The sequence below is a fragment of the Paraburkholderia acidipaludis NBRC 101816 genome, assembly GCF_000684975.1.
GTDB classification, from domain to species: Bacteria; Pseudomonadota; Gammaproteobacteria; order Burkholderiales; family Burkholderiaceae; genus Paraburkholderia; species Paraburkholderia acidipaludis.
The window spans coordinates 29,761-44,977 of record NZ_BAXZ01000022.1 but is presented as its reverse complement, the minus strand read 5'-3'; the positions used below and the strand labels follow the sequence as shown (position 1 = coordinate 44,977).

Below are 15,217 nucleotides of genomic sequence, written 5' to 3'. Positions count from 1 at the left end.
GTGCCGCTGCGCCCGCCATCACATCCCGACGGTCACGAGCGTCGTGCCGCTGCGCTTGAGATTGCGATAGCGCGCCAGCGCCCACAGCGGGAAGAACTTGCGATAGCCGTGGTAGCGCAGATAGAACACGCGCGGGAAACCCGTCGCCGTGAAGCGCGTTTCGTCCCAGAGGCCGTGCTCGCGCTGCTCCCTCTGCAGCCATTCGATGCCGCGCGCCATCGCCGGGTGGTTCACCGCACCGGCCGCCATCAGGCCGAGCAGCGCCCACGCCGTCTGCGACGCCACGCTCGGCGCGCGTTCGTAGCCGCGGTAGTCGAGCTTGTAGCTCGTGCCGTCCTCGCCCCAGCCGCCGTCTTCGTTCTGGATCTGCACGAGCCAGTTCACGGCGCGCTTCATGCGCGGGTCGTCGTGCGAGAGGCCGGCCGCGTTCAGCGCGCACAGCGCGGTCCACGTACCGTAGATGTAGTTCATGCCCCAGCGGCCGTACCAGCTGCCGTCGGCTTCCTGGTCTTCGAGGATGTAGTGGTACGCGCGGCGCGCCGGCTCGCTCGCGGCCGGCAGCTCGCCGATCTGCGCGAGCATCGAGAGGCAGCGGCCCGAGACGTCGACCGTCGGCGGATCGAGCAGCGCGCCGTGGTCCGAGAACGGGATGTTGTTCAGGTAGTACTGGGTGTTCTCCGGCTCGAACGCGCCCCAGCCGCCGTTGCTGCTCTGCATGCCCACGACCCATTCGCGCGCGCGCGCGATCGGCTCGTCGTACGAGCGGGTCTTGTCGAGCACGTCCACGCGATGCATCGCCATGGCGACGACCGCCGTGTCGTCCACGTCGGGGTAGTGCGGATTCGCGTACTGGAAAGCCCAGCCGCCCGGGCGGATGTCGGGGCGGCGCGAGATCCAGTCGCCGCGCACGTCGAGGATCTGCAGCGGGCGCAGCCATTCGAGGCCGCGGCGCGCCGCTTCCTCGGCGCGCGGCTCGCCCGTTTCGAGGAGGGCATGCGCGGCCAGCGACGTGTCCCACACCGGCGAGAGGCAGGGCTGGCAATAGGCCTCGTCCTCGTGGATCACCAGCAGCTTCTCCACCGACTGGCGCGCGATCGCGCGGTGCGGGTGATCGGCCGGATAGCCGAGCACGTCGTACATCATCACGCTGTTCGCCATGGCCGGGAAAATCGCGCCCAGGCCGTCCTCGCCGTTCAGGCGCTCGTCGACGAAAGCCACGGCCGCGTCGATCGCGCGCTGGCGCAGGTAGTTCGGAAAAAGCGGATCGGCCACGCGCAGCACGCCGTCCACGGCGCGGAAGAAGGCGAACCAGCCCTTGCTCTGGTGCCCGGCGCGCTTGTTGAGGCCCGTGGAGACCGGCGCGCCGTGGAACAGCTCGTCGATGCGCACGCCGCGCGGATTCCTCGCCACCGGGCGCTTCGCATTCAGCACGAGCAGCGGCACGATCACCGTGCGCGCCCAGTACGACACCTTCGAGAGGTGGAACGGGAACCACTGCGGCAGCAGCGTGATCTCGACCGGCATCATCGGCACCGCGTACCAGGTCACCACGCCGAAGAGCGCGAGCAGGATGCGCGTGAAGACGTTCACGGCTTCCGCACCGCCCGCCGCGAGAATCGCCTGGCGCGCGCGCACCATGTGTTCGGCATCTTCCGCGTCGCCGATCATCTTCAGCGCGAAGTAGGCCTTCACGCTCGCGCTCACGTCCATGGCGCCGTCCGTGAAGAGCGGCCAGCCGCCGTCCGGCAGCTGGATGCGGCGCAGATAGCGCGCGATCTTCTGTTCGAGCTCGAGGTTCGGCGTCTCGCCGAGGTAGTGGACGAGCAGCACGTATTCGGCCGGGATCGTCGCGTCGGCTTCGAGCTCGTAGACCCAGTGGCCGTCGGCTTGCTGATGCGCGAGCAGCGCGTCGGTCGCGCGCATGACGGCGGCGTCGAGGGCGTCGGCCGGTGCCATCGCCGGTGCCACGACCGGCACTGCGGGCACGGCAGGCGCGACGCCAGCCGGCGGATCGGCGGCGGTGGCGAGGCCGCTCGCGAGGTCTTCGGTCGGCATGGCTTGGGAGAGGTCGTTCATCGGCGTTCCATATTTTCTGTCAGCAGCAGATCCGCGGCCTTGCGGCCGGAGCGGATCGCGCCTTCGATCGTCGCGGGCAGACCGGTAGCCGTCCAGTCGCCTGCAAGCATCAGGTTGTTCCAGCGGGTGCGCGTCGCGGGGCGGCGCAGTTCCTCTTCGGGCACGGGCGCGAAGGTCGCGCGCGGCTCGGCCACGATCTGCCACGCCGGCATGGCGTCCGGTGGCAGCGTCGCCGCGGCGGCCAGGTCCGCCCAGACCCTGGCGGCGAGCGTTTCAGCCGGCAGGTCGAGCACCGCGTGGGCGTCGTGGATCGTTGCCGAAACGCGCCCGGGCGCGGCCATCAGCCAGTCCGCCGTGCCGTGCACGAGCGCCATCGGCGTAGCGAGCCCCGGCGGCGGCTCCACGGCGAAATGCACGCAGACGACCGCCGTGTGGCGCCGCGGCGTCTGGATCGAGGGCACGAGTGCGGCGGCGGCGGCCGGCGGCACGGCCAGCACGACCGCCTCGCCTTCGGCCAGCGCCACGCGGCCCGCCGCGAAATCGAGTGCGGCGACACGGCCCGCCGCGTCGTCGTACACGATCTCCTTGAGCGGCGCATCGAGCCGGATAGCCGCGCCGCCGTGCTGAAGCATGCGCAGGGCCGGATCGACGAACGCGCTCGAGAGGCCGTTCTTCGCGAACAGCGGCCGCAGGGCCTCGCCGCCCGCCGCCAGCGCCTCGCGCAGCAGGGTCGCCGCCAGTTCGGCGCTCGCCCCGCGCGGCTCGATATTGAGCGCCGCGAGAAAGAACGGCCGCAGCAGCCGGTCCCACAAGGTGCCGTCGCAGCGCATGCTCTGCGCAAGCGTGCGACCGGGCTTGGCGAACAGGAGCGGCAGCAGCGCGAGATAGTCGGCCGTGCGCGTGCCCGGCACGCGCGCATTCGTGTCGCCGATCCAGAACGGCACGCGGCCGCGCGAGAAGCGCACGTTCCAGCGCGCCCGCGCCGCGAGATCCATGAACGCGAAGCCCGGCTGCGCCGGACCGACGAGTTCATCGGCCGCGCCGATCGCGCGCGTGTAGTCGACGATCGCCGCGTGACCCGCCAGCATCAGGTGATTGCCGCTGTCGAGCGTCGCGCCGAGCGTGCGGTCGTAATACGAGCGGCACCGCCCGCCGGCCTGCGAAGCCGCCTCGTAAAGCGCGATCTGCACGCCGCGGCGTTGCAGCCGCACCGCCGCCGCGAGGCCCGCGAGCCCCGCCCCGATCACGTGGACGAGCCTCGGTGGCATCAGAACAGCGCGTAGCGCGCGACGATCCACATCAGCCGCGCTTTCGGCTTGGTGACTTTCGTGCGCGGCAGGTCGAAGCCGCGCGCGAGGGTGCGTTCGAGCAGCACGCGGTAGACGCCCGACATGATGCGCGGGGCCTTCACGTGGCCGCGCGGCGCCGCGTCCATGATCGCGTCGGCTTGCGCGAAATGCTGCTTCGCCCGCTCGGCGAGCGTCGCGCACACGCGCGGCAGCGCGGGGTCGTCCGCGATCCGGTGCGGATTCGCCGCCGCGATGCCCTCGCGCGCGAGCAGCTCGCGCGGCAGGTAGCAGCGGTGGATGTCCGCGTCCTCGTCGATGTCGCGCAGGATGTTCGTGAGCTGCAGCGCGCGGCCCAGATGGTGCGACAGCGCGATGCCCGGCGCCTCGTCCATCCCGAATATCCTCACCGACAGGCGGCCCGCCGCGCTCGCCACGCGGTCGCAGTAGAGATCGAGCGTCGCTTCGTCGGGCGCGCAGATGTCCTCGGCGGCGTCCATCGCCATGCCGTCGATCATCGCGTGGAAGTCTTCGCGGCGCAGACCGAACGTGTGGATCTGGCGCGTGAGCGCCGCCAGCGCCGCGGGCGGCGTGCCGGCATAGCACGCGTCGATGTCGGCGCGCCAGCGGTCGAGCCCCGCCGCGCGTTCGGCGCGCGGCAGGTCGCTGTCCGCGATGTCGTCCACGGCGCGGCAGAACGCGTACACCTGGTACATGGCGTCGCGCTGCGCCGCGGGCAGGATGCGCATCGCCAGATAAAACGAGCTGCCCGACGAGGCGGCAGCAGCGTCGGTCGGTTGTGTATCGTCCACGACGAGGTTGGAAACGGCCAAGACGATCTCCGCTGGAGGCGCCCGCATGCGGGGCGTTTCAGATATTCGGGCCCGCAATGCCGCGGGTCGCCCGCGCGCGCGGACACGCGCGAGGCAGCCGGCCGCGGGACGTCCTGGTGACGCTCGCGCAGTGCCGGAAACGGGCCAAAGTATAGCAATCTTTGCCTGGCGCCGCCCGCAGAACCCCGGCGCGCGGGCGGCGAGGCGCGTTGGCGGCGGCCCGCCGCGCGGGTCGGACGAACCGGCGGCGGATCAGGCGAGCGCGACGGACCGGTTGCGTCCCTGGCGTTTGGCGCGATACAGGGCCGCATCGGCCTCGTTGACCATGCCTTCGTAGCCGGAGGCGCCGGTGCGTGCCGTGGCGGCGCCGACGCTCGCCGTCACGGGAACGACGACGCCCTGCACTTCGACCGGCGCGTCGCCGATGGCGTGGCGGATCTTCTCGGCCACCCGCATGGCGTCGCCCAGCGGCGTGCAGGGCAGCATGAGCGCGAACTCTTCCCCGCCGAAGCGGCCGAACACGTCCTGCTTGCGCACGACGTTGGCCACCCGCTGCGCCATCACGCGCAGCACGGTGTCGCCGGCAACGTGGCCGAACTGGTCGTTGATTTTCTTGAAGTGGTCGAGATCGAACAGCAGCACGGACAGCTCGCCGCCGTGCCGCTGCCAGCGCGAGAACTCCTCCGAAAGACGCGTCTCGAAGTAGCGCCGGTTGGCGATGCCGGTCAGGCCGTCGCGGTCGGCATACTCGCGCAGCTTCGCCACGGCCTCCTCGCGCTCGCGCTGCATGACGCTCACGTGCGTCACGTCCGAGATCGTCACGCACACCGCGATCACCTCGCGCTCGCGCATGAGCGGCATGAAGGTGCAGTCCTGCTGCATGTAGTCCACGCCGCCCGTGATGGGCCGGTCGTGGTCGAAGCGGAACAGGTAGGGGCGCTGCTCCCACGAACTGAAGGCGAAGCTGCCGAGCTGGAACACGCTTTCGACCTTGCGCGTGAGCCACGCGTGCGGCAGCTCGGGGAAGGTTTCGAAGATCGAGCGGCCGATCACTTCGTCGGCATTCCGCCCGCTATGGTCCTGCATGAAACGGTTCCACATCAGAACCTTCATCTCGCGGTCGAGCACGAACAGGCCGAAGCCCACCCGTTCGACCACGAGATCCGACAGCGACAGCAAGCCAGCGTGTGCGTTCATAGACTATGCAGCATGGTGTCGATCGCCCGGCTCACGTAATGGATGGACTCCTCGGCCATCAGCATGACGAGATGGGCGCGAAAGCGCTGGTCCTCCAGCGCGAAGTTCACCTCGACGAGCAGGGCGAGATCCCAGGCGAGCAGCCCCGCCTGGAACACTTCGTCGAGCGTGATCTGCTCGCCGAGCAGGCCCGGGGCCGTGAATACCGGCAGGCGCCCGAGCTGGTCGAGCATCGACGAGACGCACGCGCCGGTCAGCACGTTCGCAACGTCGAAAATCAGCTCTTCTTCGGTGAGCGTTTCGGTGGCCGTTTCGGTAAAGGCGCCGCCAATCAGCTGACCGAGCTCGGCAATCTCGCCGCTGCGGCAGATCACGAGCGCCTCGCCCTTGATCTCCGAGCGGAAGCCCTGGCGCACGGCCGTCACCGGACCGTCTATGCCGGTCATCTCGCGCAGCGCCTGCGCGGCTTCGCGCACGGCGACCACGCGCACGCGCGGCACCGAAAGCTCGATGAACGCGTCGAGCAGCCTCGACAGCCGCGTGGCCGCCTGTCCCATGCCGAGATTGGCGATTTCCTGGAGCGCGTCGCGCTGCAATTCCGTGAAGACTGGATCAGGCATACAACCCGTACTCCTTGAGGATGGGTAGCAGCGCCTCCTGGGTGACCGGCTTCGCAACGAACGCCACCGCACCGAGCGAGCGCACGCGCTCCTGCGCGAGCGGCTGGATATCGGCGGACACCACGATCACGAACGAGTTCAGATCCTCGCTCTGCAAGGCTTCGAGGACCTGGAATCCCGTCATGCCGGGCATCGTGAGGTCGAGAAACATAACCGCTGCACGGCCGGCGCGATAGTGAGCAAGCGCCTCGTGTCCGTTCGACGCGTACGAAATCTCGACGTCCCAATCCTCGGGCAGCGCCCTCGTGAGCACCTTACGGGCAAGCAGCGAATCGTCGGCGATCACGATGGGCAAGGACATGGGTATGCTAATTGACTGTGCGTTGGACGGAATGCATTAGAACGGTTTAACGGCGGCGCGAGCGCTTTCTTTAGTCTTTAGGCGCGACGCTCCCATTTGACGTGACCGCGATTCTCGAATCATTCGGAGTGAAATGCAACTCGCCAATATCCGTGAAACGGACAGAATTAACTCCAGTTTCGCGATTTACTGGAAATAATCGATCACGATCTGAAATAAATATCGACGATTATGCTTTTGTGTACGTTTGCGCTTCGTGAAATTTCGCGAATTGAGTTCGCGAGGAAAAATCTCTCCCCATGCAAGGTCCGCTTCGCCGGCATGGATGGTGCGCCGCGACCGGTCGCGGGACCAGCGCGGCGGCGCGGTCGTTTATGATGTCATCAGCTTCTGTTGCCCGCTTTAGCCTTTTCGGCTCTTTGCAAGATGACTCCTGACCGTCCCGCACGGCCCGACGATCGCACGACCCCGCCGCACCGCAACGACGAGCCGCCGTTTCCGGCGGCGCCCGGCCACGACTTCACGGTCCGCCGCCGCACGCTGATCGCGCTCCTCATCGCCGCGATCGTGCTGCCGTGCGTCTATGTCGCCGCCATGGCGTACAGCGACCTGCGCACGCGCGAAGCCGACGCCACGGACACCACGCTGCGCACGGTGCGCGTGGCGGAAGAGCACGCGCTGAAGGTATTCGACCTGAACGAGGGGCTCGACGCGCGCGTCGTGGACCTCATGCAGGGCCTCGACGACGACGGTATCCGCGCCAACGAAGCCCAGTTCCACGCGAAGCTCGACGCCATCGGCGGCGGCTACCCGCAGGTCGCGTCCGTGTCGATCTTCGGGCGCGACGGCGAACTGCTCGCGAGCAGCCGCTATTCCCCGCCGCCGCCCGTCTCGATCGCCGGGCGGGAAGATTTCGTCGGCATTCGTGCCGGCCGCACGGTCGATCATGTCTCGCGCGTGATGGTGGGGGCGATAAGCGGCGAAACCGTGTTCAACATGGGCGTCGCGCGCGAGGACGCCGCGGGCGACTTCGCGGGCATCGTCTCCGTCGCGCTGCGCACCGGCTACTTCAGCGCGTTCTACCGCGAACTGCTGGGCGCCGGCTCGCCGATGGACATGGGCCTCGTGCGCAGCGACGGCTCGATTCTCGCCTTCTACCCGCCGCCGCACGCGGGGGCGGCCTCGGTCACGTCCCCTTCGCCGCTCGCCGTCGCGCTGGCGCGCGGCGCGGACAGCGGCGTCGTGCGCATGCATTCGCGCCTCGTGAGCGACGACGTGATCCTCGCGTACCGGCGCGTCGGCTCGTATCCCGTGTACGTGTCGTGCGGCTATCGCACGTCGGAGATCTGGGCCGCCTGGTGGAAGCACCTGAGCGTGCTGCTCGTTTCGATGTTCACACCCTCCGTGGCGCTCTGGTGCGTGATCTGGCTCTCGCTGCGCCGCCTGGCCGCCGAAGAGGAGGCGTGGGAGCGCTGGCAGGCCGAAGCGTCGATGCGCCGCTCGATCGAATCGGCCTACCGGCAGGCGCGCAAGATGGAGGCGCTCGGCAACCTGGTCGGCAGCGTCGCGCACGACTTCAACAATCTGCTGATGATCGTCTCCGCGAACGTCCAGATCGCGCGGCGCCGCGGCGCGCCGGGGCTCGAGCGCGAGCTTTCCGCGGTCGAGCGCGCGCTCAAGAGCGGGCAGTCGCTCACGCGGCAACTGCTCGGCGTCGCGCGCAAGCAGCCGCTGCGCAACGAGACCATCCACGTCGGGCGCTGGCTGCCGGCGTCCCGCGAACTGCTGCGCGCCTCGCTCGGCGCGAAGGTGTCGCTCGTCGTCGATATCGACGAGGAAGTGTGGCCCGTGCTCGTCGACGTCGCCGAGTTCGAGCTGGCGCTGATCAACCTTGCCGTCAACGCGCGCGACGCCATGCCCAACGGCGGGCGCTTCACGGTGAGCGCGCGCAATATCAGCTTCCGGCCGGACGAGGGCTTTCCGCTCGACGGCGATTTCGTGCAGGTTTCGCTGGAAGACACGGGCTCCGGCATGCCGCCCGAGGTGCTCGCTCGCGCCTTCGAGCCGCTCTACACGACCAAGCCGAAGGGCATGGGGACGGGGCTTGGGCTGCCGCAGGTGTTTGCGTTCTGCGAACGCTCGGGCGGTCTCGCGGCTATCGACAGCGCGATCGGCGCGGGCACCTCGGTGCACCTCTACCTGCCGCGCGCGCTGCATGCGCCGGCGACGCAGCGCGCGCCCGAAGCGCGCGCGGACGCGGTTCGCCCGCCCCAGGGGCTGCGCGTCCTGCTCGTGGAAGACAACGACGAAGTGGCCGCCGGCACCGAGGCGCTCTTGCAGATGATGGGCCACGAGGTGATCTGCGCCAACGACGCCGCGAGCGCGCAGCGTCTCATCGAAGAGGCGCACACCGTCGACGGGAACGCGCCGCGCTTCGACCTCGTGATCTCCGACATCCACATGCCGGGCGAGATGAACGGCATCGATCTCGCCGAGGCGGTGCAGTCCGTCGAGCCGGCACTGCCGATCATCCTCGTGACCGGCTACGCGGAAGAGCTCGAGCGCGCGCGTCACGCCGAGGTCAGGGTGCTGTCGAAGCCGTTCGATATCGGCCTGCTCGAAAAGATGCTGGAGCAGATTCAGCGCGAGCAGCCGTCGAGCTCGCGCCGGGAGCGCGACGCCGTGAAGGGTGACTGAAGGGCGAAGCGGCACGAAGATTGCGGCACCGGACGACGCACGATGCAGGATCGAGCGCATCATGTGAGCTATCGATGCAACCCATCGAGGAGGGTGCCATGAGACAAACCGTAACCGGTCGCTTCAGGAGCTGGGACGATGCCCGCCACGCACAGGACGTGCTGTTGCATCAGGGGTTTGCCATGAGCGACATCGAACTGCCGGCGCACGTGCCGGGCGTGCTGGCAGGGATCGAGCGCCTCGTGACGAGCTTCTTTGCCGCCGATCATCGCGTGGGTGGCGCGTCTCATGCCGCGGGCGAAAGGGTTTTGCTCGCCGTTCACGTCGCGGACGACGCGCATGCGGAGCTGGCCTGCGCGACCTTGGGCGCGGAGCACGCCGTCGAGGTCGCGATGCGTACCGACCCACGGAGCTGGGCGACGCCCGAAGCGTCGCCGACGCGCGAGCATTCGGCTCTCGACGAGCTGGGCCTCGCCGAGCTGGCCACCGCCGTTTGGCGCCGGACTATGACGCCGCCGCATGCAGAGCAGGACGCACCACACCAGCCGGGGCCGGCCGCCGGTGCGACGGAAGCCGGCCCGCCCGCCGGCACCGCGGAGTCCCCCGCGCCCGGCGCGCTCGCGGCAGCCAGCGCGCCGGGTGCGGGCGCTGTCATGGGTCAACCGGTGGGTCAACCGGTGGGTCAACCCGTGGACCACCCCGCGAGCCGCGCCGTCGAAGTGCCGGGCGCGCCCGTCGCGACGCAGCCGGCGAAGGACGTCGCCCCGCAGATTCCCGACGAATTTCTCGAATACGAGGACGACACGCCGGCGCACCACCGGACGCTGCATTGAGCGATCGCGGCGGCACGAAGGGGAAACGAAACCCGCGTCAGCGTCCGAGTTGAAGCTTGACCCACCCGACGTAACGGTCGACGAAGGCCTGCAGGAACTTGCGCGTGTCGTCGTTGAGGATCTCTCCCTTTTCGTTGACGCGGCTGCCGTCGTGCTTGATATACATCTCGGGCTGGGCCTGCAGCGCGACATCGAGATAGGCGAGGACGTTACGCAGATGTTGCTGCGCGAGCGCCGTGCCGGTTGCACCGACCGAGGTGCCCAGCATGGCGGCCGGTTTGCCGCCCCACGAATTGCTGCCCCACGGACGCGACCCCCAGTCGAGCGCGTTCTTCAGCACGCCCGGCATCGAGCGGTTGTATTCGGGCGTGACGAACAGCAGCGCATCGGACGACTCGATCTGCTGCTTGAACCGGCGCGCGACCTCGGGAAAGTCGGGGTCGTAGTCCTGGCTGTAGAGCGGCAGCACGCCGATGTCGAGAAATTCGAACGAAAAATCGGCCGGCGCCAGCGAAATGACCGCATGCGCGAGCTGCCGGTTGAAGGATTCCTTGCGCAGACTGCCGACCACGACCGCAATTCGATAAGCCATTTGAGAGTCCCCGGTTGCACGCATGAAGCGCGGTGGAAGGAAACTTCATCATAGGTGCAGGCGATGACGGGCGTGCTCGAAGGTGTCCGCGATATGCGGCTACCGCCCCAAGTGGAGACGCCCGCCTGTGGACAAGCTCGAGATGCCAAGTCTTATCCACAATTTTATTGGATAACCTTGTGGACAACCTGGCCAGACAGCCCGTGGCATATAGGGCTAAGTGGGATTGCAGGCAAAAAATGCAAATGCCCAAATATTGGGCACGCTATACGTCGACCTTTGGTGACCGTTTGAGCACGGCGGTCGATGGCGCAATGCGCCGAACGAACGAAAGGCCGCGAGGCGCGCCCGGAACCGCTCAGGCAAACAACATCGCGGCGTTCTCCGGCGGGCGGCCGATGACTGCGCGGCCGTTGCGTACGACGATCGGACGTTGCAGCAGAATGGGATGGCTGGCAATTGCTTCGTAGAGCTGATCATCTGTGAGATTTTCGTTATCGAGACCAAGCTCGGTATAGACAGCCTCACCGTCGCGGATCATCTCGCGCAGCGGACCGCCCAGCATGCCGTGTAGCGACTTCAGCTGTCCGACGGTGAGTGGTGTCTTCAAGTACTCGATCACCTCGACCGGTTCGTTGGCTGTGTTCCAGGTTGTGGAGATCAACTCGCAGGCGCTACGCGACTTGGAGCAACGAGGGTTGTGATAGATCGTGATCATGGTTTGAGTGCAGCGCAGAAGTGAGGGCCTCGGCAAGCGGCCGTGGGATTGCGCGACATTTTAGCTGCCGGAGGCAGGTGATGATGCCTTCGCCTATCTCGCCTGAACTGGGGCCATCGGCTTGAGTGAGGCGACGGTGTCGCGGCTTTATGCGCATAAAGCCCCCGCCTGCGTTTGTAGTCGGGGAGGTTGAAGGGACGCTCCTATGTTCCCTCTATAAAGGCATAACCTAACGCTCAACTGCTGTACCGGCCGCCTCGCGCAGCCTTTATGCGCATAAAGCTGGCCGAACGGCTAATTCATGGCCCAGATACGACAGAAGTCGTTGAATTGAAATTCAATCCCGGTAGAATCTCCGCTAATTAGCAAAAAGGAGAAAATCAATTGGCGGCAGAGATAATCGCAGTCACGCAACAGAAGGGCGGGGTCGGCAAAAGCACGATCGCGATGCATCTCGGCGCTGCATTCCACGAAAAGGGCAAGCGGGTGCTCGTTGTGGACGCAGACGGCCAAAACACACTGGTGCACTGGGCCAGCGCTTCCGGTGACGAAGAACCGGGCATTCCGTTTCACGTCGTCAATCTCTCCGAAGCCGGCGGCCAGATTCACCGGGAGATCAAGAAGTTCATTGCCGACTACGACATCATCGTTGTCGATTGCCCCCCGTCGATTACCGAGAAAGTTTCGGGCGTCGTGCTGCTGGCCGCTACGATTGCGGTCATTCCCACCTCGTCGTCGCCCGCCGATTACTGGTCCAGCGTGGGACTCGTCAAACTCGTCCAACAGGCGCAGGTCATGAACGAAGACCTTCGCGCAGTATTTTTGCTCAACAAGACCGAGGAAAAACGCATGCTGACGCGGGAACTCAAGCGCGCGCTCGAAGAACTCGGCTTTCCGCTGCTGAGGACGCAGATTCCCACCCGTGAAGCGTACAAGCAGGCCATGGCACTTGGCCAAACGGTCTTGCAAATGAATGATCGCGGCGCTCGGCTGGCCGCCGTCGAAGTGCGCGCAGTCGCCGACGAAATCGCGGCGATGCTCCCCTGACTTTATGCGCATAAAGGACGCTGAATGAAACCCTCCCAATTCGCCAAAGGCTTTCAGGCGCGGCCTGATACAACGAGCAGCGAAAAGCGCACGGCACTCGACCGCCTCAATGCAATCGACGGACTGGTTCAAGACAAGCCGGTTTCCGCCAAAGTCACCGGGCGATCGAGTCAACCCGCCGTCGAACCGATCGCATCGCCCGCGCTTGCCGTCGAGCCTCAAGAAAACGAGTCGGCGGAATATCGCGCGTGGCGACTCGAGCACGCTTATCGGCCGGGACAGATCGTCGAACTGCCGCTCAAAGCCATCAAGCCCAGTCCTTTCAATCCGCGTCACTTCTATCTGAAGTCGTCGATTGCCGAACTCGCCGTCAATCTCGCAAAACAGGGACAGCAGCAGGCCATTCACGTCATCCCCGACTACACCGCGCCCGGCAGCTATTACGTGAGCGACGGCGGACGACGCGTTCGTGCATTGAAAGAGGCCAACAAGGAAACCGTCAAGGCGATCGTCGTCGATCTGCCTATCGGCATTCAAAGCTACAAGCTCGGTTACGATCTCAACGTCCAGCGCGATTCGCAAACGGTTTTCGATAACGCGATTGTGTGGAAGCGCTTTATCGAAGAAAAATTCTTCCAAAGCCAGCGCGAACTCGCCGATCACCTCGGGCTCGACGAATCGACCGTCGCCGTGGCGCTCTCGATCGCCAAGCTCCCCGAGTCGGTCATGCAGGAAATGGTGGCGCGGCCGGACCGGTTCGGATCGAACATGGCGTATCAGGTTGGTCGCTATCACGGCGCACGCGGGACCGAAGCCACGCTGCGCCTCATCAACCGGATCCTCGCCGACGACCTGAGCACGCGGCAGGTCGCGGACATCGTCAAGGGCCGCTCGAGTGCGCAGGAAAGCCCACGGCCGGCAGGGCGTCAGCGCTACGCGCAGCGACTTGAGATCAAGCTGGACGGTGTCGCCGTCGGCGATCTGAAGTCCTATGGCGAAGACAGGCTGGAGCTACGCCTGAAAGGTCTCTCCAAAGACCGGCGTGACGAGATCCTGCATCAGATCCAGCAGATCTTGCAGGCGAAATAAACCGAGGGGGAAGTGTGTCGGCACCGATCTCCGGCCGTGGCGCCACGCCGGAGATCGGCATTGCCGGATTGCCCGGCATGACATTGAACTACGTGATATTCAGGGCAATTCAGACGGAAGAACGCTCACGCCGCGCGCGACTGACTCAACGTAAAGGCGAGCAGATCGCCATCCGTCGGCTCACCCCAGGTTTTACGGGCCAGCCAGTCGAAAAAAGCGCTATCGCCCATCTTTGACTCAAGACCGCGCCGCCGCCAGTCGTCGCGCAGGTGGGTGCCCAGCCCCGGCAATTCGTCGGTTTCGAAGGACTGGCGCGCAACCTCCCGCTCCAGCTCACCCTGCTCGTCGTACAGCGCACGCGCCTCCTTGCGCCGCCATGCCGCATACTCGTCCAGCAGGCGCGCTTTAGGGTCGGCCGCGCCCAGCGCCGCCACCTTCCCATTGGCCCCCGTGCCCGAGGCCGCCGTTTCGACCGGCGGTGCGTACCCCTTCTTCAGCGCGTCCTTGAACAGCGCCCCCGCACTGCGAACCGGCGGCAGGCTGGTGCTGCGCATGCGTTGCTCGGTCAGTTGCAGGGCGGCGCGAATCCGGTTTTCCTCGCTGTCGGCGTAAAGCGACTGTGCCTCTTTCAGCGGAATCCCGATCTTCACCATGCGATCGACGAGCGTGCTGTCGAACACGTTTGGATGCTCGTCGAGCGCCAGCATGGGCTGCTTGCGCTCCGTGACGCGAAACTGGATTTCGGCGACACGGCGGCCTTCGCGGTGTTCGATCAATTCCACGAAGATGTTCGTAACGGCGTTGACTTCGGCAATCGCCGGTCGCAGATAATCGCGCTTGAAGTACTTGTACTCGCGCTTGGCTTCGTCGCCGGCTTCGGTATCGGGCGTGCCCGAGAGAATCGGCCGCCACCATTCCCACGTCTCGCGCATGGTGAGATGGCTGGGATTCGTCAGGTAGCGCACGCAGATTTCGTAGAGCGCGAGGCCGGCGCTGCTGCGCAGCTGGCTCTGAAACTGGAGACTGAGACGGGCGTACTGAACCGGATCCAGCAGCTTCTTCTTGATCTTCGGCGCGAACGAAAACTCGACCCAGACGCGCCGCGTTGCCGGGTCCTCGAGGATTTCGGCATCGGCAATCAGCGTCGAGATCCCCCATTTGCGCCCGGGTTTCTGGCTCGACGTGCCCTGGCTCCATTCCACCTGCACGGACACCATGCGACGCAGGTGTTCCTTGACGAGCGCCGTGTCGTTGGAATCGAATGCCGAATTGGCGACGATGTCGGAAAGGAGCGCCCGGTAGGTGTCGCCCGATTCGTCGGCCTGCTGAGCAACGGCAAGGAGCACGTTGAACAGCTTGCGCGTCAGCAGGGTGATCTTGCCGCTCTTCGGTTGAATCGCAATCGCCTCAACGGCCTTGCGCAATTCGGCCGAACTGGGGCTTACCACATCGGTTTTTTTCACGCGCTTCGTGGCCATGCGTCGGGTCGAGGAGAGATTTTCGCGAAAGGATACCGTCTGTGGTGATAGGAGTCTATAGGGCCTCCCTCACCATTGCGGGTGATGCGTGCGATCCCCGCACGGCTCACCGGGAGACGCTCCCGAAAGGGCTCACCTTACGCCGGCGGCCCGAAATCATCTGGCCATTGCGGGTCGTGCGATCGGCGCGGCTGGCCCCGATCCTGCAGTGTCTCGAAATCTCGCCTGCGCTCCCGTATCGTCTCACCTCAAAAAAATTCCGCTCAGGTGCGGCGGAAACGCGACATGGGCTTGCGCCTGGGAGCCAGGCTTTCCGTGCCTGCAACGGCAACGCGCCTTGTCCGGACCGCGGCAGTTCAGATCTCCCGCCTTGGGCTCCCACGCGGGCGG

13 protein-coding genes are annotated in these 15,217 nt (G+C 66.2%); 4 read left to right on the top strand and 9 right to left on the bottom strand.

Features of this window, described 5'->3' with window-relative positions; translation table 11 throughout:
• Nucleotides 1–18 precede the first annotated feature (18 nt).
• The 6 genes from shc to BAC01S_RS22685 all read right to left on the bottom strand — a co-directional run bounded on the left by shc (nt 19) and on the right by BAC01S_RS22685 (nt 6,373).
• The gene (shc, locus tag BAC01S_RS22710; protein ID WP_027796822.1) at nt 19–2,076 is read right to left on the bottom strand and encodes a squalene--hopene cyclase; all 2,058 of its coding nucleotides are present in this window, start codon (nt 2,074–2,076) and stop codon (nt 19–21) included.
• Nucleotides 2,073–3,344, bottom strand: coding sequence for a hydroxysqualene dehydroxylase HpnE (gene hpnE, locus BAC01S_RS22705; RefSeq protein ID WP_043203331.1), 1,272 nt, complete (start codon nt 3,342–3,344; stop codon nt 2,073–2,075). The genes shc and hpnE overlap by 4 nt, the downstream gene beginning before the upstream one ends.
• Nucleotides 3,344–4,195, bottom strand: a complete 852-nt coding sequence (gene hpnD, locus BAC01S_RS22700) for a presqualene diphosphate synthase HpnD (RefSeq protein ID WP_027796820.1) — start codon at nt 4,193–4,195, stop codon at nt 3,344–3,346. The genes hpnE and hpnD overlap by 1 nt, the downstream gene beginning before the upstream one ends.
• A 252-nt stretch (nt 4,196–4,447) precedes the next feature.
• Nucleotides 4,448–5,392, bottom strand: a complete 945-nt coding sequence (locus BAC01S_RS22695; RefSeq protein ID WP_027796819.1) for a sensor domain-containing diguanylate cyclase — start codon at nt 5,390–5,392, stop codon at nt 4,448–4,450.
• The gene (locus tag BAC01S_RS22690; RefSeq protein ID WP_027796818.1) at nt 5,389–6,012 is read right to left on the bottom strand and encodes a chemotaxis protein CheC; all 624 of its coding nucleotides are present in this window, start codon (nt 6,010–6,012) and stop codon (nt 5,389–5,391) included. Before BAC01S_RS22690 ends, BAC01S_RS22695 begins: the two co-directional genes overlap by 4 nt.
• Nucleotides 6,005–6,373: a response regulator gene (locus BAC01S_RS22685; protein WP_027796817.1), complete on the bottom strand. Its 369-nt coding sequence runs from the start codon at nt 6,371–6,373 to the stop codon at nt 6,005–6,007. Before BAC01S_RS22685 ends, BAC01S_RS22690 begins: the two co-directional genes overlap by 8 nt.
• A gap of 426 nt (nt 6,374–6,799) precedes the next feature.
• Here BAC01S_RS22685 and BAC01S_RS32270 point away from each other — a divergent pair, with 426 nt between their 5' ends.
• Both BAC01S_RS32270 and BAC01S_RS22675 read left to right on the top strand, forming a co-directional pair.
• Nucleotides 6,800–9,070 carry a hybrid sensor histidine kinase/response regulator gene (locus BAC01S_RS32270; RefSeq protein ID WP_043203328.1) on the top strand — a complete coding sequence of 757 codons (2,271 nt, stop codon included), beginning with the start codon at nt 6,800–6,802 and terminating at the stop codon, nt 9,068–9,070.
• A 98-nt stretch (nt 9,071–9,168) separates the two neighbouring features.
• Entirely contained in the window at nt 9,169–9,903 is a 735-nt protein-coding gene (locus BAC01S_RS22675; RefSeq protein ID WP_156954509.1) for a hypothetical protein, read from the top strand.
• Nucleotides 9,904–9,940: 37 nt separating this feature from the next.
• Here BAC01S_RS22675 and BAC01S_RS22670 read toward each other — a convergent pair whose 3' ends face one another.
• Complete coding sequence (locus BAC01S_RS22670) at nt 9,941–10,495, bottom strand: NADPH-dependent FMN reductase (protein WP_027796815.1); 555 nt, start codon at nt 10,493–10,495, stop codon at nt 9,941–9,943.
• Between the two features lie 358 nt (nt 10,496–10,853).
• Complete coding sequence (gene arsC / locus BAC01S_RS22665; RefSeq protein WP_027796814.1) at nt 10,854–11,213, bottom strand: arsenate reductase (glutaredoxin); 360 nt, start codon at nt 11,211–11,213, stop codon at nt 10,854–10,856.
• 384 nt (nt 11,214–11,597) lie between these two features.
• Between arsC and parA the strand changes: the two genes are divergently transcribed.
• Together parA and BAC01S_RS22655 are read left to right on the top strand one after the other, a co-directional pair.
• The gene (gene parA / locus BAC01S_RS22660) at nt 11,598–12,260 is read left to right on the top strand and encodes a ParA family partition ATPase (RefSeq protein ID WP_027796813.1); all 663 of its coding nucleotides are present in this window, start codon (nt 11,598–11,600) and stop codon (nt 12,258–12,260) included.
• A 24-nt stretch (nt 12,261–12,284) separates the two neighbouring features.
• On the top strand, nt 12,285–13,349 hold the full coding sequence (locus BAC01S_RS22655) for a ParB/RepB/Spo0J family partition protein (RefSeq protein WP_027796812.1): 1,065 nt from the start codon (nt 12,285–12,287) through the stop codon (nt 13,347–13,349).
• 125 nt (nt 13,350–13,474) lie between these two features.
• On the opposite strand, the gene BAC01S_RS22650 is transcribed toward BAC01S_RS22655, so the two are convergent.
• Complete coding sequence (locus tag BAC01S_RS22650) at nt 13,475–14,827, bottom strand: replication initiation protein (RefSeq protein WP_027796811.1); 1,353 nt, start codon at nt 14,825–14,827, stop codon at nt 13,475–13,477.
• Nucleotides 14,828–15,217: the final 390 nt, after the last annotated feature.